Origin of the sequence: Lentzea sp. NPDC058450, from assembly GCF_042721395.1 — a bacterium.
Classification (GTDB): domain Bacteria; phylum Actinomycetota; class Actinomycetes; order Mycobacteriales; family Pseudonocardiaceae; genus Lentzea.
The window spans coordinates 96,164-117,183 of the sequence record NZ_JBHXLO010000021.1; the positions used below are offsets into that span (position 1 = coordinate 96,164).

At 73.5% G+C, this 21,020-nt stretch carries 2 protein-coding genes (1 of these 2 cut by a window edge); both read left to right on the plus strand.

Annotated elements, in window-relative coordinates; translation table 11 throughout:
* On the plus strand, positions 1 to 6,106 hold the 3' end of the coding sequence (locus ACFWNN_RS28790) for a type I polyketide synthase (protein ID WP_382443059.1). It extends 13,541 nt beyond the left edge of the window; the window shows 6,106 of its 19,647 coding nt (coding positions 13,542-19,647); the start codon falls outside the window, past its left edge; the stop codon is at positions 6,104 to 6,106.
* The gene (locus ACFWNN_RS28795; protein WP_382443060.1) at positions 6,103 to 21,012 is read left to right on the plus strand and encodes an SDR family NAD(P)-dependent oxidoreductase; all 14,910 of its coding nucleotides are present in this window, start codon (positions 6,103 to 6,105) and stop codon (positions 21,010 to 21,012) included. The genes ACFWNN_RS28790 and ACFWNN_RS28795 overlap by 4 nt, the downstream gene beginning before the upstream one ends.
* The last annotated feature ends 8 nt before the right edge of the window (positions 21,013 to 21,020 follow it).

Here is a 21,020-nt window from a genome sequence, read left to right on the forward strand (position 1 = left end):
GGCCGTGCCCGCCGAGCACCCGCTGACCGGTGTCGTGCACACCGCGGGTGTCCTGGACGACGGCACGTTCGAGGCGCTCACCCCCGAGCGGCTGGACGCGGTGGCCCTGCCCAAGGCCGTGGCCGCCCGCCACCTGCACGAGCTGACCGGCGACGACCTGGCGATGTTCGTGCTGTTCTCCTCGCTCTCCGGCACCTACGGCACGGCGGGCCAGGCGAACTACGCCGCCGCCAACGCCTACCTCGACGGCCTCGCCCAGCACCGCCGGGCCCAAGGCCTCGCCGCCACCTCGCTCGCGTGGGGCCTGTGGCAGACCGACACCGGCATGGCCACCGACCGCGCCGGGCGAGGCGGCATCGGCACGCTGTCCACTGTGGACGGCCTGGCGCTGTTCGACGCCGCGCTGGCCACCGGCGAGGCCTGCCTCGTGCCGGTGCGCCTGGACCTCGCGGTGCTGCGCACCTACCCGACGGTCCCGACGATCCTGCAGGGTCTCGTCCGCCCGGCCCGCCGGGCCGCGCGGGCCGCCGACTCCGCCGCCCGCCTCGGCCTGGCCGAACTGGCCGGACCGCAGCGCGCCGAGGCCGTGCTCGACCTGGTCCGCACGCAGGTCGCGGCCGTGCTCGGCTACGACTCGCCGGACGCCGTGCCGGCCGCCAGGGCGTTCAAGGAACTGGGCTTCGACTCGCTCACCGCGGTCGAGCTCCGCAACGGCCTCAACGCCGTCACCGGGATGCGCCTGCCCGCCACGCTGGTCTTCGACTACCCGAACTCCGCTGTGCTGGCCGACCACCTGGTCGCCGAGATGTTCGGCGCCGACGACACCCCGGCCGTCGAGGTCCGCGCGGCCAAGGTCGTCGACGACGAGCCCATCGCGATCGTCGCGATGAGCTGCCGCTACCCCGGCGGCGTGCGCACCCCGGAACAGCTGTGGGACCTGGTGATGGACGGCCGCGACGGCATCTCGCCGTTCCCGGCCGACCGCGGTTGGGACCTGGAGAACCTGTTCGACGACGACGCCGACGTCCCCGGCACGACCTACGCCCGCGAAGGCGGCTTCCTGCACGACGCCGCGCAGTTCGACCCGGCGTTCTTCGGGATGGGCCCGCGTGAGGCGATCGCCACCGACCCCCAGCAGCGCCTGCTGCTGGAGACCGCGTGGGAGACCTTCGAGCGGGCGGGCATCGACCCGACGGCCGTGCGCGGCAGCAAGACCGGTGTCTTCGCCGGCGTCATGTACTACGACTACGCCTCGCGGCTCGCGATGATCCCGGCGGAGGTGGAGGGCTTCGTCGGTACCGGCAACTCCGCCAGCGTCGTCTCCGGCCGCGTCGCCTACACGTTCGGGCTGGAAGGCCCGGCCGTCACGGTCGACACCGCGTGCTCTTCTTCGTTGGTGGCACTGCACCTCGCGGTGCAGGCGCTGCGCAGCGGAGAGTGCGACCTCGCGCTGGCCGGTGGCGTCACGGTGATGCCGTCGCCCGGCACGTTCACCTCGTTCGCCCGTCAGCGCGGCCTGGCCGCCGACGGCAGGGTCAAGTCGTTCGCCGCCGGCGCCGACGGCACGGCCTGGGGCGAGGGCGCCGGTCTGCTGCTCGTCGAGCGCCTGTCCGACGCCCGCCGCAACGGCCACCCGGTGCTCGCCATCGTGCGCGGCACCGCCGTGAACCAGGACGGCGCGTCCAACGGCCTCACCGCCCCCAACGGTCCCTCGCAGCAGCGGGTCATCCGCCAGGCGCTGGCGAACGCGCGGCTCGGGGCGTCCGAAGTGGACGCCGTCGAGGCGCACGGCACCGGCACCACGCTGGGCGACCCGATCGAGGCACAGGCCCTGCTGGCCACCTACGGCCAGGAGCGCGCCGGCGACGAGCCGCTGTGGCTCGGCTCGATCAAGTCCAACATCGGCCACACCCAGGCCGCCGCGGGTGTCGCGGGCGTGATCAAGATGGTCGAGGCGATGCGCCACGGCGTGCTGCCGAAGACCCTCAACGTCGACGCGCCGTCCCCGCACATCGACTGGACCGAGGGCGACGTCGAGCTGCTGACCGAGCCGCGCGACTGGCCGGAGACCGGGCGCCCGCGCCGGGCCGCCGTCTCGTCGTTCGGCATCAGCGGCACCAACGCCCACGCGATCATCGAGCAGGCTCCCGCCGAGCCCGCTCCGGCCGCTCCGGCGATCACCGAGCAGGTGGTCCCGGTGCTGCTGTCGGCGCGCGGCGAGGAAGCCCTGAAGGCACAGGCGGTCCAGCTGCACGACCACGTGCTGGCGAACCCGGACCTCGACCTGGTCGCCGCCGCTGGCACCCTCGCGACGCACCGCGCGGCACTGGAGCACCGCGCGGTCGTCGTCGCCGGGTCCCGGATCGAGCTGCTGGACAAGCTCAGCGCGTTCGACGCCACGACCGGCATCGACGGGGACGCGGGCAAGGTCGCGTTCCTGTTCACCGGTCAGGGCAGCCAGCGCCTCGGCATGGGCCGCGAGCTCTACGACGCGTTCCCCGTGTTCGCCGAGGCGTTCGACTCGGTGTGCGACCGGTTCTCCGTGCCGGTGCGGGACGTCGTGTTCGGCATCGACGCGGAAGCGCTGGACCGCACCGAGATGACGCAGCCCGCGCTGTTCGCCGTCGAGGTCGCGCTCTACCGCCTGCTGGAGAGCTGGGGCGTCCGCGCCGACTTCCTGGCGGGTCACTCGATCGGCGAGCTCGCCGCGGCCCACGTGGCCGGGGTGCTCTCGCTGGACGACGCGACGACGCTCGTCGGTGCCCGCGCCCGGCTCATGCAGGCGCTGCCGCCCGGTGGCCTGATGATCTCCGTTCGTGCGGCCGAGTCCGACGTGCTGCCGCTGCTGACCGACGGCGTCTCCATCGCCGCGGTCAACGGGCCGAAGTCCGTCGTGGTCGCCGGCGACGAGGACGCGGTCCTCGCGGTGGCGGGTCAGCTGGCCGAGCAGGGTTGCCAGACCAAGAGGTTGCGCGTCTCGCACGCGTTCCACTCGCCGTTGATGGACCCGATGCTGGCCGAGTTCCGCGCGGTCGCCGAGGGTCTGACGTTCCACGAGCCGAAGATCTCGATGCTGGGCGAGGTGACGGACCCGGAGTACTGGGTGCGCCACGTCCGCGACGCGGTCCGGTTCGCCGACGCGCTCACCACCCTCACCGAGCGCGGCGTGACGACGTTCCTGGAGGTCGGCCCGGACGCGATCCTCACCGCGATGGCCGCCGAGGCCGACGTGACCGCCGTGCCGGTGCTGCGCCGGGACCGCGCCGAGGTCGCCGCGCTCACCACCGCACTCGGTGAGCTGCACGTGCGCGGCACGTCCGTGGACTGGAAGGCGTTCTTCGCCGGTCGCGCCACCCAGCGAGTCGCGCTGCCCACCTACGCGTTCCAGACCTCCCGCTACTGGCTGGAGGACGCGGGCGTCCTGATCGACGTCTCGTCCGCCGGACTGGACGCGGCGGACCACCCGCTGCTCGGCGCCGCCGTGCCGCTGGTGGACTCCGACGGGTTCCTCTTCACCGGCAGGCTCTCGCCTGAGACACACCCGTGGCTCGCCGAGCACGAGGTCTTCGACTCGATCCTGTTGCCCGGCACGGCTTTCGTGGAACTGGCGCTGCACGCCGGTGAGCAGGTCGGCTGCGGCACCCTGGACGAGCTGACGCTGCAGGCGCCGCTGGTGCTGCCGCGGACCGGGTCGGTCCAGCTGCAGGTCGTGGTCGGCGCTCCCGAGTCGGGCGTGCGGCCGATCACCGTGCACAGCCGCGTGGACGACGAGCAGTGGACGCGGCACGCCACCGGTGCGCTGACGGAGTCGCAGGACGCGGACTTCGAGCTGACCCAGTGGCCGCCCGCCGGCGCCGAGCAGATCGACGTGACGGACGTCTACGACGGGTTCGCGGACGCCGGCTTCGGCTACGGGCCGCTGTTCCAGGGCCTGAACGCGGCCTGGCGGAGCGGTGACGACGTCTTCGCCGAGGTCTCGCTGCCCTCCGCCGCGGACACCGACGGCTTCGGCGTCCACCCGGCCCTGCTCGACGCCACGCTGCACGGCATCGGCGCGGGCGGCCTCCTCTCCGGCGGCGCGCTCCTGCCGTTCGCCTGGCGCGGGGTCCGGCTGCACTCCACGGGCGCCAAGTCGGTGCGGGTCAGGCTGACCGCGACGGGTGAGTCCGTCGCCATCCAGCTCGCCGACGGCACCGGAGCCCCGGTCGCGTCGGTGGAATCCCTCGCCCTGCGGGCGATCTCGGCCGACCAGCTCGCCGGTCCGGCACAGCACCTGGAGTCGCTGTACCGGGTCGAGTGGACCGCGGTCACGCCCGGCACCCCCGAGCCCGGCGTCACGTACGCCGTGCTCGGCGACGACGAGCTGAAAGTGGGCGCGGGCCTCGAAGCCGCAGGAGTCCACCTGGTGCCCGCCGCCGACGCCGACGTGGTCTTCGCCTCCTGCGTGGCCCACCAGGACGGTTCGGTCCGCACCGCCACGGCCGCCGTGCTCGACCGGCTCCGCACGTGGCTCGCCGAAGGACACGAGTCGCACCTGGTGCTGGTCACCAGGAACGCGGTCGCGGTCAACGCAGGCGACGACGTCGCGGACCTCGCCGGTGCCGCCGTGCGCGGCCTGGTCCGCTCGGCCCAGGCCGAGAACCCCGGCCGGTTCGGGCTCGTCGACCTCGACGAGGCGGAGAGCTCCTACCGGGCGCTCGCCGCCGCACTCGCCGCCGGCGAGCAGGAAGTGGCGCTGCGCGACGGAACCGCGTTCGCGCCGAGGCTCGCCAAGGCGGCCGCGGCGGAGCACCCGGCCGCGCTCGACCCGAACGGAACCGTGCTGGTCACGGGCGCCACGGGCACGCTCGGCGGGCTGGTGGCCGAGCACCTCGTCACCCAGCGCGGGGTGCGCCACCTGGTCCTCACCAGCAGGCGTGGCCTCGCCGCCCCCGGCGCAGAGGACCTGCGCGACCGACTGGTGGCGGGCGGTGCCGAGGTGGACTTCGTCGCCTGCGACGTCGCCGACCGCGCCGCGCTGGCCGGGCTGCTCGACGCGATCCCTGCCGAGCACCCCCTGACCGCCGTCGTGCACACCGCCGGTGTGCTGGACGACGGCACGATCACCTCGCTCACCGCGGAGCAGTTCGACCGCGTCCTGGCGCCGAAGGTCGACGCCGCGCAGACGTTGCACGAGCTGACCCGCGACCTGGACCTCGCCGCGTTCGTCCTGTTCTCCTCGACCGGTGGCGTCTTCGGCGCCGCGGGCCAGGGCAACTACGCCGCGGCGAACGCCTACCTCGACGCGCTGGCCCAGCGCAGGAGGGCGGCCGGACTGCCCGCCACCTCGGTCGCGTGGGGCCTGTGGGGCACCGCTGACGGCATGGGCGGCGGTCTCACCGACGCCGACCTCCAGCGCATGGCCCGCGCCGGTGTCGCACCGCTCAGCCCGGAGGAGGGCCTGGCGCTGTTCGACGTCGCACTCGGACACGACCTCGCCGGACTGGTGCCGATCAAGCTGGACACCGCGGTGCTGCGCACGCAGGCCACGGCCGGGACGCTCGCTCCGTTGCTGCGCGGCCTGGTCCGCATGCCCGCCCGCAGGGCCGCGGAAGCGGTCAGCGAGGGGGCGGCGGTCAGCAAGCTCGCCGGACTGACCGGTGCCGACCGCGACAAGGCCCTGCTCGACCTGGTGCGCGGCCACGCCGCCGCGGTGCTCGGCTACGACTCCCACACGGCGGTCGAACCCGGCAGGGGCTTCCTGGAGCTGGGCTTCGACTCGCTCACCGCCGTCGAGTTCCGCAACCAGGTCAGCGCGGCGATCGGGGTGCGCCTGCCGGCCACGCTGATCTTCGACTACCCGTCACCGAACGCGCTCGCCCAGCACCTCGGCACGGTCGTGCCCGTCGAGGACGCGGCGACGCCGGTGCACACCGAACTGGACCGGCTGGCCGCCGCGCTCGCGACGGCCGCCCTGGACGACACCGGACGACAGCAGGTGGCCGATCGGCTGCGGTCCCTGCTCGCCGAATGGGACACGGGGGCCGCCACGGAAGTGGCCGAGGACGACCTCGCCTCCGTGACCGCCGACGAGCTCTTCGACCTGCTCGACAACGAGCTGTCATGACCCACGTGACCGACGCCGCTGCCCGAGGAGATGACCACGTGGCGAATGAGGACAAGTACCTCGAGTACCTGAAGCGTGCCACCGCCGACCTGCGGGACGCGCGCAAGCGCCTGAAGGACGTCGAGGACAGGGCTTCCGAACCCATCGCGATCGTCGCGATGTCGTGCCGCCTGCCCGGCGGGGTCTCCACCCCGGAGGACCTGTGGGACCTCGTCGCCGGCGGCCACGACGCGATCGCCGGCTTCCCGGCCGACCGCGGCTGGCAGGCGGCGGACATCCCGCTGGAGGGCGGGTTCCTGCACGACGCCAGCGAGTTCGACCCGGCGTTCTTCGGGATCTCGCCGCGGGAGGCGCTGGGGACGGACCCGCAGCAGCGGCTGCTGCTGGAGACCGCGTGGGAGGCCTTCGAACGCGCCGGCATCGACCCCACGACGTTGCGGGGCAGCCGGACCGGCGTGTTCGCCGGTCTGATGTACCACGACTACGTCATGCGGGACATCGCGCCGCCGGAGGGCGTCGAGGCGTACCTCGGCAACGGCAGCGCGGGCAGTATCGCCACCGGCCGGATCGCCTACACGCTGGGGCTCGAAGGTCCGGCCGTCACGATCGACACCGCGTGCTCGTCGTCGTTGGTGGCGCTGCACTGGGCCGTGCAGGCGTTGCGGCTGGGCGAGTGCGACATGGCACTGGCCGGTGGTGTGGCCGTGATGTCCACGCCCAGCACGTTCATCGACTTCGCCCGTCAGGGCGCACTGGCCGCCGACGGCCGCTGCAAGGCCTTCGCGGCCGAGGCCGACGGCACCGGCTGGGGCGAGGGCGCCGGCATGCTCTTGGTGGAGCGGCTGTCCGACGCCGTGGCCAACGGGCACCCCGTGCTCGCGGTGGTGCGGGGCAGCGCGATCAACCAGGACGGCGCGTCGAGCGGCCTGACCGCCCCGAACGGGCCGGCGCAGCAACGGGTCATCCGCCAGGCGCTCGCGTCCGCCGGTCTGTCCACTTCGGACATCGACGCGGTCGAGGCGCACGGCACGGGCACCCGGCTGGGCGACCCGATCGAGGCGCAGGCGCTGCTCGCCACCTACGGCCAGGACCGCGCGGAGCCGTTGTGGCTCGGCTCGCTGAAGTCCAACGTCGGCCACACCCAGGCCGCCGCCGGTGTCGCGGGCGTCATCAAGATGGTCATGGCGCTGCGCAACGGCGTGCTGCCCAAGACCCTGCACGCCGACACGCCGACGCCGCAGGTCGACTGGTCGGAGGGCAACGTCCGGCTGCTGACCGAGGCGCGCGAGTGGCCTGCCTCCGACCGTCCGCGCCGCGTGGGCGTGTCGTCGTTCGGCATCAGCGGCACCAACGCGCACACGATCATCGAACAGGCTCCGGACGCCGTCGAGCCCGCCGAGTTCACCGGCCCGGCGACCGTGCCGTTCGTGCTGTCGGGCAAGAGCGAGCAGGCACTGCGTGCGCAGGCGGCCAAGCTCCGCGACCACCTGGCGGCGAACCCCGGGCTGAACCCGCGCGACCTTGCCTGGTCGCTCGCCACCACCCGCACCGCGCACAGCCACCGCGCCGCGATCGTCGGCCGCGACCTGGCCGACGTGACGCGCGGGCTCGGCAACCTGACCTCCGGCGTCGCGACCGAAGCGGGCCTCGCGTTCCTGTTCACCGGTCAGGGCAGCCAGCGTTCCGGCATGGGGCGTGAGCTGTACGCCGCGTTCCCGGTGTACGCCAAGGCGTTCGACGAGGTCGCCGCGCTGGTGGACGTGCGGGACGACCAGCTCGACCGCACCGAGTTCACCCAGCCCGCGATCTTCGCGCTGGAAGTCGCGCTCTACCGCCTGGTCGAGTCGTGGGGCATCCGCCCGGACTTCCTGGCCGGCCACTCGATCGGCGAGATCGCGGCCGCGCACGTCGCCGGCGTGCTGTCGCTGGCAGACGCGGCCACGCTGGTCAGCGCTCGTGCGCGCTTGATGCAGGCCCTGCCCGAGGGCGGGGCGATGGTGGCGTTGCAGGCCACCGAGGACGAGGTCACGCCGCACCTCACCGACCTGGTGTCGCTGGCCGCGATCAACGGGCCTTCGTCCGTAGTGGTCGCCGGTGAGGAAGCCGCTGTGCAGCAGGTTGTTGCGCAGTTCGCGGACCGGAAGTCCAAGCGCCTCAGTGTTTCGCACGCGTTCCACTCGCCGTTGATGGACCCGATGCTCGACGACTTCCGGGCCGTTGTCTCGAAGCTGACCTTCAACGCTCCGAAGATCGCGATGCTCGGTGACGTGACGGACCCGGAGCACTGGGTGCGCCACGTGCGGGACACCGTGCGGTTCGCCGACACGATGGCCGCGCTGGAGTCGCGGCACGTCCGCAAGTTCCTGGAGATCGGCCCGGACGGCGTGCTGGCCGCGATGGCCGACGTCCCGGTCATCCCGTTGCTGCGCAAGGACCGCCCCGAGGCCGAGACCGTCGCGGCCGCGATCGGTGCCCTGCACGTCGGCGGCGTCGCACTCGACTGGGCCGCGTTCCTCGGCGGAGGCAACCGGGTCGACCTGCCCACCTACGCGTTCCAGCGCGACCGGTTCTGGCTCTCCGAGGTCCACGGCGTCCGCCTCGGCGCGTCGGACCACCCGCTGCTCGGCTCCACCGTGTCGCTCGCGGACTCGGACGGCCTGGTGCTGAGCGGGTATCTCTCGCTGGACACCCACGAATGGCTGGCCGACCACGCGGTGCACGGTGTGGTCCTGTTGCCCGGCACCGCGTTCGTGGAGCTGGCGATCCGGGCCGCCGACGAGGTCGGCTGCGATCACCTGGAGGAGCTCACCCTCGAAGCGCCGCTGGTCGTGCCGGAGCACGGCGGTGTGCAGGTCCAGGTCGGCGTCGGGGGACCGGACGAGACCGGCCGCCGCGCGTTCACCGTCCACTCGCGTGTGGACGGACCGTGGACCCGGCACGCCACCGGCACGGTGGTTCCGGCCGCACCCGCACCCGCACAGGGGCTGTCCGAGTGGCCGCCGGCCGCCGAGCCCGTCGAGATCGACTCCCTCTACGACGGCCTGGCGAGCGCCGGCCTGGTCTACGGCCCGATCTTCCAGGGCGTTCAGGCGGTCTGGCGGCGCGGCGACGAGCTGTTCGCCGAGATCGCGGTCGACGCCGACACCGAGGCGTACGGCCTGCACCCCGCCCTGCTGGACGCGGCCCTGCATCCCCTCGCCCTGGTCACCGAAGGTGCCGCCAGGCTGCCGTTCTCCTGGCGCGACGTCGCCCTGCACGCCACCGGTGCGACCGAGTTGCGCGTGCGGCTGGCCCCTGCCGGTGCGGGCTACGAGCTGACCGTCGCCGACGGCTCCGGCGCTCCCGTCGCCACCATCGGCGCGCTGGTGCTGCGCGAGGCCGGTCAGGTCTCGGCCGGCCACACCGAGTCGCTGTTCCACGTCGACTGGACGCCGATCAAGGTCCAGGGCGGCGAGGCCACGATCGTCGAGGCCGCGCTGGACATCGACCTCACGACGATCGAGACCGTGCCCGATGTGGTGCTGGTTCCGTTGCAGGCCAACGGTTACCGCGCCGCCGAGATCCACGACGCCGTGCACGCCGCGTTGGCGCTGGTCCGCGCGTGGCTCGCGGACGACCGGTTCGCCGCTGCCCGCCTCGCGTTCCTCACGGGCGACCTGACCGAGGACGGCCAGGCCGCCGCCGTGCACGGGCTGATCCGGTCCGCGCAGACCGAGCACCCGAACCGCTTCCTGCTCGTCGAGACCGACGGGTCCGACGCCTCCCGGCAGGCGCTGCCCGCCGCCGCGCTCGCCGACGAGACCGAGCTGCGGATCCGCGACGGTGTCGTGCACGCGGCCCGGCTCGCCCGCAGCTCCGACGTCCGCACCGGCGCACCGGTGCTCGACGGCAAGGTCCTGATCACCGGTGGCACCGGCGGGCTCGGCGCGTTGTTCGCCAAGCACCTCGTCACCGCGTACGGCGTCACGGACCTGCTGCTGATCTCCCGCCGCGGCCCCGAAGCCCCCGGCGCGGCGGACCTGGTCGCCGACCTGGAGAACCTCGGCGCCGCGGTGACCGTCGCCGCCTGCGACGCGGCCGACCGCGACGCGCTGGCCGCGCTGCTGGCCGAGCACCCGGTGACCGCCGTCGTGCACACCGCCGGTGTGCTGGAGGACGGCGTCGTCGAGGCGCTGACCCCCGACCAGGTCACCCGCGTGCTGCGGCCGAAGGTCGACGGCGCGCTCAACCTGCACGAGCTGACCACGGACCTCAAGGCGTTCGTGCTGTTCTCCTCGTCGGCCTGCACGTTCGGCAACGCGGGCCAGGCCAACTACTCCGCCGCCAACGCCGTGCTGGACAACCTCGCCCGCCGCCGCACCGCCGCCGGGCAGCACGGCCTGTCGCTCGCCTGGGGCCTGTGGACCGGCGTGGGCGGCATGGACGTCGACGCCGCCGCGTTCGAGCGGCTGACCCGCATGGGCGTCCGCCCGCTGACCGAGGCCGAGGGCCTGGCGCTGTTCGACGCCGCGTTCACCGCGGACCTCCCGGTCCAGGTGCCCGCGCACCTCGACACCAAGGTCCTCGGCTCGCACGGCACCGTGTCGGCGTTGCTGCGCGGCCTCGTCCGCCCGGCCAAGCGCGCCGCCCGTGCCACCGCCGCCCCGGCCCAGGCGGCCAAGCTGTCCCGCGCCGAGCTGATCGACATCGTCCGCCACCACGTCGCCGAGGTCCTCGGCTACGGCTCCGGCGCCGACGTGGAACCGTTGCTGGCGTTCAAGGAGCTCGGCTTCGACTCGCTGACCGCGGTCGAGCTGCGCAACCGCCTCAACGGCCACACCGGCCTGCGGCTGCCCGCCACCCTGGTCTTCGACTACCCGACGCCGCTCGCGCTCGCCGAGCACCTGCGGGAGGAACTGGGCGGCGCCGCCACCACCGCGACCGTCACCGAGCCGGTCGTCCTCGGCTCCGACGAGCCGATCGCCATCATCGGCATGAGCTGCCGGTTCCCCGGCGGCATCGGCTCGCCGGAAGACCTGTGGCGGCTCGTCGACTCCGGCGCGGACGCCATCACCGGCTTCCCGGACAACCGCGGCTGGGACCTCGCGGGCCTGTACAACGCCGACCCCGACCACCCCGGCACGTCCTACGTGCGCGACGGCGGCTTCCTGCACGACGCCGCCGAGTTCGACCCGACGTTCTTCGGCATCTCGCCGCGTGAGGCTCTCGCGCTGGACCCGCAGCACCGGCTGCTGCTGGAGACCACCTGGGAGGCCTTCGAACGCGGCGGCATCGACCCCGCGTCCGTGCGCGGCAGCCGCACCGGTGTGTTCGCCGGCATCATGTACCACGACTACGCGTCCGTGGTGGAGCGCGGCGTCGAGCAGGTCGAGGGCTACCTCGGCACCGGCGGCAGCCTCGCGTCCGGTCGCGTGTCCTACACGTTCGGCCTGGAAGGCCCGGCCGTCACGGTCGACACGGCCTGCTCGTCCTCGTTGGTGGCACTGCACTTGGCGGTGCAGGCGCTGCGCAACGGCGAGTGCGGCCTGGCTCTCGCCGGTGGCGTCACGGTGATGGCGACCCCGTCCACGTTCGTCGGCTTCAGCCGCCAGCGCGGGCTCGCGCCGGACGGCCGCTGCAAGTCCTTCGCGGGCGCGGCGGACGGCACCGGCTGGAGCGAGGGCGCGGGCATGCTGCTCGTCGAGCGGCTGTCCGACGCGCAGCGCAACGGTCACCCGGTGCTCGCCATCGTGCGCGGTTCCGCGGTCAACCAGGACGGCGCGTCCAACGGCCTCACCGCCCCCAACGGTCCGTCCCAGCGCCGCGTGATCCAGCAGGCGCTGGCCAGCGCCCAGCTGTCCACTTCGGACGTCGACCTGGTCGAGGCGCACGGCACCGGAACCAAGCTCGGCGACCCGATCGAGGCCCAGGCCCTGCTCGCCACGTACGGCCAGGACCGCGAGACCCCGCTGTTGCTCGGCTCGATCAAGTCGAACATCGGCCACTCGCAGGCCGCCGCAGGTGTCGCCGGCATCATCAAGGTCGTCGAGGCGATCAAGCACGGCATCGTGCCGAGGACGCTGCACATCGACGAGCCGACCCCCGAGGTCGACTGGACCGCGGGCGACATCGAGCTGACCACGCAGTCACGTCCGTGGCCGTCGGTCGACCGGCCGCGCCGCGCCGCGGTGTCGTCGTTCGGCATCAGCGGCACCAACGCCCACGTGATCATCGAGCAGCCGCCGGTCGAGACCGTCGAGGCCCGCGAGGTCACCGAGGCTCCGCGCCCGTGGGTGCTCTCGGCGAAGACCCCGGCCGCCCTGCGCGGCCAGGCGCTGGCACTCGCCGCGCACGTCGAGGCCCACCCGGAAATCGACCCGCTCGACATCGGCCACTCGCTGCTCACCACCCGCGCCACCCACGAGCACCGCGCGGTGGTCGTGTCCGGCGAGAACGTCCTGCGCGACCTGGCCGCGGTCGGCCGCGCGGAGGTGACGGGCGGCAAGCTCGCGTTCCTGTTCACCGGTCAGGGCAGCCAGCGGCTCGGCATGGGCCGCGAGCTGTACGACGCGGTGCCGGAGTTCGCGCGGGCCTTCGACGAGGTGCGCTCGCACTTCGACCTCCCGTTGCGGGACATCGTGTTCGGCACGGACGCGGCGGCGCTCGACCAGACCGCGCTCACGCAGCCCGCGCTGTTCGCGATCGAGGTCGCGCTGTTCCGCACCCTGGAGCACTTCGGGCTGACCCCGTCGCACCTGGCCGGCCACTCCATCGGCGAGATCGCCGCGGCCCACGTCGCGGGTGTCCTCTCCCTGGAGGACGCGTCCGTGCTGGTCGAGGCGCGCGGCCGATTGATGCAGGCGCTGCCGGCCGGTGGCGCGATGGTCGCTTTGCAGGCCACCGAGGACGAGGTCACGCCGCACCTGGGTGACCTGGTGTCGCTGGCCGCGATCAACGGTCCCGACTCCGTCGTCGTGGCGGGGGAGGAGAACGCGGTCCAGCAGGTGGTCGCGCAGTTCGCCGACCGCAGGTTCAAGCGCCTCTCCGTCTCGCACGCGTTCCACTCGCCGTTGATGGACCCGATGCTGGCCGACTTCCGCGCGGTGGTCGCGAAGCTGACGTTCCACGAGCCGAAGATCGCGATGCTCGGCGACGTGACGGACCCCGAGTACTGGGTGCGGCACGTGCGCGGCACGGTCCGGTTCGCCGACACGATGCGCGACCTGACCGCCGCCGGCGTCGGGACGTTCGTCGAGCTGGGCCCGGACGGCGTGCTGGCCGCGATGGCCGACGTGCCGGTCTTCCCGGTGCTGCGCAAGGACCGTCCCGAGGTCAGCACGCTGCTGCACGCCGTCGGCCAGGCCTACGCGGCCGGGTTCGACGTGGACTTCGCGAAGCTGCTCGACGGCGGCCGCCGGGTCGACCTGCCCACCTACGCGTTCCAGCGCCTCAACTACTGGCCGACGGCCGGGGTGGCGTTCGGCGACGTGACGTCCGTCGGTCTCGGCGACGCCGACCACCCGTTGCTGGGTGCGGCGGTGTCCCTGCCCGACGGCCACCTGTTCACCGCCCGGCTCTCGGTCGAGACCCACCCGTGGCTCGCCGACCACGTCGTGTCCGGCACGGTCCTGGTGCCCGGTACCGCGTTCGCCGAGATGGCGTTCCGCGCGGGTGCCGAGGTCGGCTGCGACCTGGTCGAGGAACTGACCCTGGAAGCACCTCTCGCGCTGCACGGCCCGGTCCAGCTGCGGCTCGCGCTCAGTGAGGCCGACGACGAGGGCCGCCGCTCGCTGACCGTGCACTCGCGGCCGGAGGGCGACGAGCAGTGGACCCGGCACGCCACCGGATCCCTGCTGCCGCAGGCACCCCGGGCCGCGTTCACGCTCGCCCAGTGGCCGCCCGCCGCCGAATCCGTTGCGGTGGAGGAGATCTACCCCGGCCTCGCGGCCGCCGGACTGGAGTACGGACCGGCGTTCCAGGGCCTGCGCGCCGCGTGGCGTCAGGGTGACGAGATCTTCGCCGAGATCGAGCTGGACGGCACGGCCGACCGCTTCGGCCTGCACCCGGCCCTGTTCGACTCCGTGCTGCACGCCCTCTCGCTGGGCGCGGCGGCGGGGGAGACCCGGCTGCCCTTCGCGTGGCGGGGCGTCGCCCTGCACGCGGAAGGCGCCACGGCACTGCGTGTGCGCATCACCAAGGCCGGCGAGGGCGTCGCGCTGGAGATCGCCGACGGCACCGGCGCGCCGGTCGCCTCGGTGGACTCGCTGGTGCTGCGGGCGTTCTCGCCCGACGAGGTCGGCGCGCCGCCGGTGAGCCGCTCTCTCTTCCAGGTCGACTGGGTGCCGGTCACCGGCACCGAGCAGATCGACGTGGTCGAGGCCGAGATCACCGGCGAGTCCGTGTCGGCCGCCGTGCACGAGGCGCTGGCCACGGTGCGCGCCTGGCTCGCCGAGGACCGCCCCGAGCGGCTGGTCTTCGTCACCCGCGAGGCCGTCGCCGTCAAGCCCGGCGACGACGTGACCGATCTGATCGGTGCCGCGGTGCGCGGCCTGGTGCGGTCGGCGCAGTCCGAGAACCCCGACCGGTTCGTGCTGGTGGACACCGACTTCACGCTCGACCTGGCCGCCGCCGTGGCGACCGGTGAGCCCGAGATCGCGGTGCGCCAGGGCGTTGCGCTCGCCCCGAGGCTCGCCCGTGCGTCGTCCACTGTGGACACGAAGCTCTCGTTCGAGGGCACGGTGCTGGTCACTGGCGCCACCGGCGCGTTGGGTGCGGTCTTCGCGAAGCACCTCGTCACCGAGTACGGCGTCCGCGACCTGCTGCTCACCTCGCGGCGCGGCCCGGACGCCCCCGGCGCCACCGAGCTGCGCGAGGAACTGCTCGCGCTGGGCGCGTCGGCCGAGCTCGTCGCCTGCGACGTCGCCGACTTCACGGCGCTGAAGAACCTCCTGGACGACCGGGTCGTCAACGCCGTCGTGCACACCGCCGGTGTGCTGGACGACGCCACGATCACCTCGCTCACCCCGGAGCAGGTCGAGACCGTGTTGCGCCCCAAGGTGGACGCGGCGCGCAACCTGCACGAGCTGACCCACGACCTGTCCGCGTTCGTCGTCTTCTCCTCGGCGGCCGGCACGTTCGGCAACGCGGGCCAGGGCAACTACGCCGCCGCCAACGCCTACCTCGACGCCCTCGCGCAACACCGCGTAGCGCAGGGACTTCCGGCGCTGTCACTCGCGTGGGGTCTGTGGGAGGACACCGGCGGCATGACCGCCGAGCACCTCAGCCGCCTCGCCACGCTGTCGGCCGACGAGGGCGTCCGGCTGTTCGACCTGGCGCCCACCACCGGGAACCCGGTCGTGGTGCCGATGCGCCTCGACGTCGCCGCGCTCAAGGGCACGGCCGTCCCGCCGCTGCTGAGCGGGCTCGTCCGCACGACCCGCCGGGCCGCCACCGCGGTGGCCGGGGACGCGGGGCTGCGCGCCAAGCTCGCCGGGCTGACCTCGGCCGACCAGGACGTGGTGCTGCTGGAGCTGGTGCGCGGCCAGGCGGCCGACGTGCTCGGCTACGGCGGCGCGGACGACGTGGACGCCGTCCGGTCGTTCCGCGAACTGGGCTTCGACTCGCTCACCGCGGTCGAGCTGCGCAACCGGCTCGCGGCCGACACCGGCCTGCGGCTGCCCGCGACGCTCGTCTTCGACTACCCGTCCCCGCTCGCGCTGGTCGAGCACCTGCGCGCCGAGCTCGGCGGAGCGGCCACCGAGGTGACCGGCCCGGTGACGGTCGACGTCGTCGACGACGAACCGATCGCCATCGTCGGCATCGGCTGCCGCTTCCCCGGCGGCGTCACGTCCCCCGAGGACCTGTGGCGCCTGCTGGAGGACGGCGGCGACGCCATCGGCGGCTTCCCGACCGACCGCGGCTGGGACATCGAGAACCTGTACCACCCGGACCCGAGCCACCAGGGCACGTCCTACTCGCGTGAGGGCGGCTTCCTCTACGACGCCAGCGAGTTCGACCCGGCGTTCTTCGGCATCAACCCGAAGGAAGCGCTGGCGATGGACCCGCAGCAGCGCCTGCTGCTGCAGACGTCCTGGGAGGCCCTGGAGCGCGCGGGCATCGACCCGCACACGTTGCGCGGCAGCAGGACCGGCGTGTTCGCCGGCGTCATGTACCACGACTACGCGTCGCGGCTGCGGTCCGTGCCGGACGGCATCGAGGGCTACCTCGGCACCGGCAGCTCGGGCAGCGTCATCTCCGGCCGCGTGTCCTACACCTTCGGCCTGGAGGGCCCGGCCGTCACGGTCGACACCGCGTGCTCCTCGTCGCTGGTGGCGCTGCACCTCGCCGTGCAGGCGCTGCGCAGCGGTGAGTGCACGTTGGCGCTGGCCGGTGGTGTGACCGTCATGGCCACGCCCGGCACGTTCATCGGCTTCAGCCGCCAGCGCGGGCTCGCCGCAGATGGCCGCTGCAAGGCGTTCTCCGCCGATGCGGACGGCACCGGCTGGGGCGAGGGCGCGGGCATGCTGCTCGTCGAACGCCTCTCCGACGCCCGCCGCAACGGCCACCCGGTGCTCGCCATCGTCCGTGGCAGCGCGATCAACCAGGACGGCGCCTCCAACGGCCTGACCGCCCCCAACGGCCCTTCGCAGCAACGCGTGATCCGCCAGGCGCTGGCCAACGCCGGTCTGTCCACTTCGGACGTCGACGTGGTCGAGGCGCACGGCACCGGCACCTCGCTGGGCGACCCGATCGAGGCCCAGGCGCTGCTGGCCACCTACGGCCAGGACCGCACGCAGCCGTTGCTGCTCGGCTCGATCAAGTCCAACCTCGGCCACACCCAGGCCGCCGCCGGTGTCGCGGGCATCATCAAGATGGTCATGGCGCTGCGCCACGGCGTGCTGCCGAAGACGTTGCACGTCGGGGAGCCCTCGCCGCGCATCGACTGGACCGCCGGCGCGGTCGAGCTGCTCACCGAGCAGGTCGAGTGGCCGTCGGTGGACCGGCCGCGCCGGGCCGCGGTGTCGTCGTTCGGCATCAGCGGCACCAACGCGCACACGATCATCGAGCAGGCGCCGGACGAGGAGCCGGTCGAGGCCGGGGCCGACGTCGAGCTGCCGTGGATGCTCTCGGCGCGCACCGCCGGGTCGTTGCGCGGCCAGGTCGAACGGCTCGGGCAGCACGTCCGCGACCGCGACCTGCGTGCGCTCGACGTCGCGTACTCGCTGGCCACCAGCAGGTCCACGTTCGAGCACCGCGCGTTCGTGGTCCAGCCGGCCCAGGACGGGCTCGACGAGGTGACGCTCACCGGGGTGGCGGGCCACGGCAAGCTCGCGTTCCTCTTCACCGGCCAGGGCAGCCAGCGGCTCGGCATGGGCCGCGACCTGTACGACCGCTTCCCGGTGTTCGCCGAGGCCTTCGACGCCGCGTGCGCCGTGCTCGACGCGCCGGTGCAGGAGGTCGTGTTCGGCATCGACGTCAAGGCGCTCAACGAGACCGGCACGGCACAGCCCGCGCTGTTCGCCATCGAGGTCGCGCTGTACCGCCTCTTCGAGCACTGGGGTGTGAAGCCGGACTTCCTGGCGGGCCACTCCATCGGCGAGATCGCGGCCGCCCACGTCGCCGGGGTGCTGTCCCTGGCCGACGCGGGCACGCTGGTCAGCGCTCGCGGCCAGCTCATGCAGGCACTGCCGACCGGCGGTGCGATGGTCGCCCTGCAGGCCACCGAGGACGAGGTCGCCGGTCACCTGACCGACGCCGTGTCCGTCGCGGCCGTCAACGGCCCCAGCGCGATCGTCCTCGCCGGCGCCGAGGACGCCGTGCAGCAGGTGGTCGAGCAGTTCCCGGACCGCAAGTCCAAGCGCCTCACCGTGTCCCACGCGTTCCACTCGCCGCTCATGGACCCGATGCTGGACGACTTCCGTTCGGTGGTCTCGGAACTGACGTTCAACGAGCCCAAGATCGCGGTGCTCGGCGACGTGACGGACCCGGAGTACTGGGTGCGGCACGTGCGGGACACCGTCCGGTTCGCCGACGCCGTCACGACGCTCGAAGCCAAGGGCGTGCGGACGTTCGTGGAGCTCGGCCCGGACGCCGTGCTCACCGCGATGGGCGCGGAGAGCGCCGAGGACGCCGTGTTCGCGCCGTCGCTGCGCAAGGGCCGCGGCGAGGTCCAGACCGTGTTCCACGCTCTCGGCACCGCCTACGTGCGGGGCGCGAAGGTCGACTGGAAGACGTTCTTCGCGGGCACCGACGCTCGCCGCGTCGACCTGCCGACCTACGCGTTCGACGACGAGCGCTACTGGCTGAACGACGGCTCGCCCGCCACCGGCCAGGGGCTCGCCGCGACCGGGCACCCGTTGCTCGGCGCCGGCATCGGCCTGCCCGACTCCGACGGCTACCTCTTCACCGGCGGCATCGGCCGGGGCAGCCTGCCGTGGCTCGGCGACCACGCGGTCTCCGGCACGGTCCTGCTGCCCGGCACGGCGTTCGTCGAGATGGCGCTGCGGGCGGGCGAGGAGGCCGGCTGCGGGGTGCTCGAGGAGCTGACCCTCGCCGCGCCGCTCGTCCTGCCCGAGCACGGCACCGTCCAGGTGCAGGTGCTCGTCGGCGGACCCGACCACGAGGACCGCCGCACGGTCACCGTCCACTCGCGACTCGACGACGAGCCGTGGACCCGGCACGCCACCGGTGTGCTGGCGGCGGCCGGGGACCAGCCGGCCGGCGGCCTGGACGTGTGGCCGCCGCTCGACGCGATGCAGGTCGACGTCAGCGGTCTCTACGACGGCTTCGAGGCCATCGGCCTGGAGTACGGCCCGGCTTTCCAGGGCGTGAAAGCGGCCTGGCGACGGGACGACGAGGTGTTCGCCGAGATCGTCATCGACGCCGAGGACACCGACGACTACGGGCTGCACCCGGCGTTGCTCGACGCGTCGCTGCACGCGGTCGGCCTCGGCGAGTTCTTCGAGAACACCGGCCAGGCGCGGCTTCCGTTCGCCTGGAGCGGTGTCCAGGTGCACGCGGTCGGCGCGTCGGCGCTGCGGATCCGGATGGCCAAGTCCGGCGCGGACTCGGTGACGCTGGAGATCGCGGACCCGACCGGCGCTCCGGTCGCCTCGGTCGAGTCGCTCGTGCTGCGGCCGCTCGCGACCGACCAGCTCGGCGGTGGCGGCTTCACCCGCTCGCTCTACCGGGTCGACTGGACGCCGACCACCAGCCCGGCCGCCAACGCGGCCACCTGGGCGGTGCTCGGCCCGGACGACCTCAAGCTCGGCCACCTGCTGGACCTCCCGGTGCACGCCACCCTCGCCGAGATCGGCCAGGTGGACGCGGTGCTCGTCTCCGCGGTGGCGGACCTGGCGGTCGGCGACGGGTACGCGGACGCGACGAGGGCAGGTGTCGAACGATTCCTCGGCCTGGCCCAGGAGTGGGTCGCCCAGGACCGCGACGCCCGCCTGGTCGTGGTGACCAGGGGAGACGTGGCCGGTGCCGCCGTGCACGGCCTGATCCGCTCGGCCCAGGCCGAGAACCCCGACCGGTTCGTGCAGGTGGAACTGGACGACCACGAGGACTCGCCGCGCGCACTGGCCGCCGCGCTCGCCACCGGTGAGCCGCGGATCGCGATCCGCGAGGGCGCCCTGCACGTGCCGAGGCTGGCACGGGTGCGGGCCGCCGAGGCCGCGAAGCCGGAGTTCCGCGAGGGCGGCACGGTCCTGCTGACCGGTGCGACGGGCGCGCTCGGCGCGTTGTTCGCCAAGCACCTGATCACCGAGTACGGCGTCACCGGCCTCCTGCTCACCAGCAGGCGCGGTCTGGACGCCCCCGGTGCGCCCGAGCTGCGCGACGAACTGCGCGGTCTGGGCGCGACGGTCGAGATCGCCGCGTGCGACGTGGCCGACCGGGAGGCGTTGGCAGGCCTGCTGAATGAGCACCCGGTTACCGCCGTGGTGCACGCTGCGGGCGTGCTGGACGACGGCGTGCTGACCTCGCTCACCCCGGAGCGGCTGGCGAAGGTGTTGCGGCCCAAGGTGGACGCGGCCTGGAACCTGCACGAGCTGACCGGCGACCTGGACGCGTTCGTCCTGTTCTCGTCCGCCGCCGGCACGTTCGGCAACCCGGGCCAGGCCAACTACGCCGCCGCCAACTCGTTCCTCGACGCACTCGCCCAGCACCGCCGCGACCAGGGCAAGCCCGCGCTGTCGCTCGGCTGGGGCCTCTGGGAGGACACCGGCGGCATGACCGCCGACGCAGCCCGGCTCGGCACCGCACTGTCCGAAGAGGAGGGTGTGGCGCTCTTCGACACCGCGCTCGCCGGCGCGGACGCCGCGGTCGTGCCGATGCACCTCGACACCTCGGCGGTCGGCGACCGGGTGCCCGCCCTGCTCAGCGGACTCGTCCGCGGCAAGGCGCGGCGCGCGGAGGCCGCCGTCACCGAGGAACCGCTCAGCAAGCGGATCGCCGGGCTCTCCGACGGCGACCGCGACCAGCTGCTGCTCGACGTCGTGCGCTCGCACGTCGCCAAGGCGCTGGGCCTGCCCGGTCCTGACTCGGTCGACGAGCACCGCGCGTTCCAGGACCTCGGCTTCGACTCGCTCAGCGCGGTCGAGCTGCGCAACAGCCTGAACGCCGCGACGGGCCTGAAACTGCCCGCCACGCTGGTGTTCGACTACCCGACCCCGGCCGCGCTGGTCGACCAGCTGCGCGACGAGGTCAAGCCCGACACACCCGCCGGGGCGCCACTGGCGCTCGGCGACCTGGACCGGCTCGCGGCCGAGCTGATCGAGCTCGGCAAGGACGAGACCGCCCGTGCACGAATCACCGAACGGCTGCAAGCCGTGCTCGCCGGACTGGCGGCGCCGGAGTCCGACGCGGACCTCGACGCGGCCAGCGACGACGAACTCTTCGACCTGCTCGACCAGGAGCTGACGTGACGAACGAC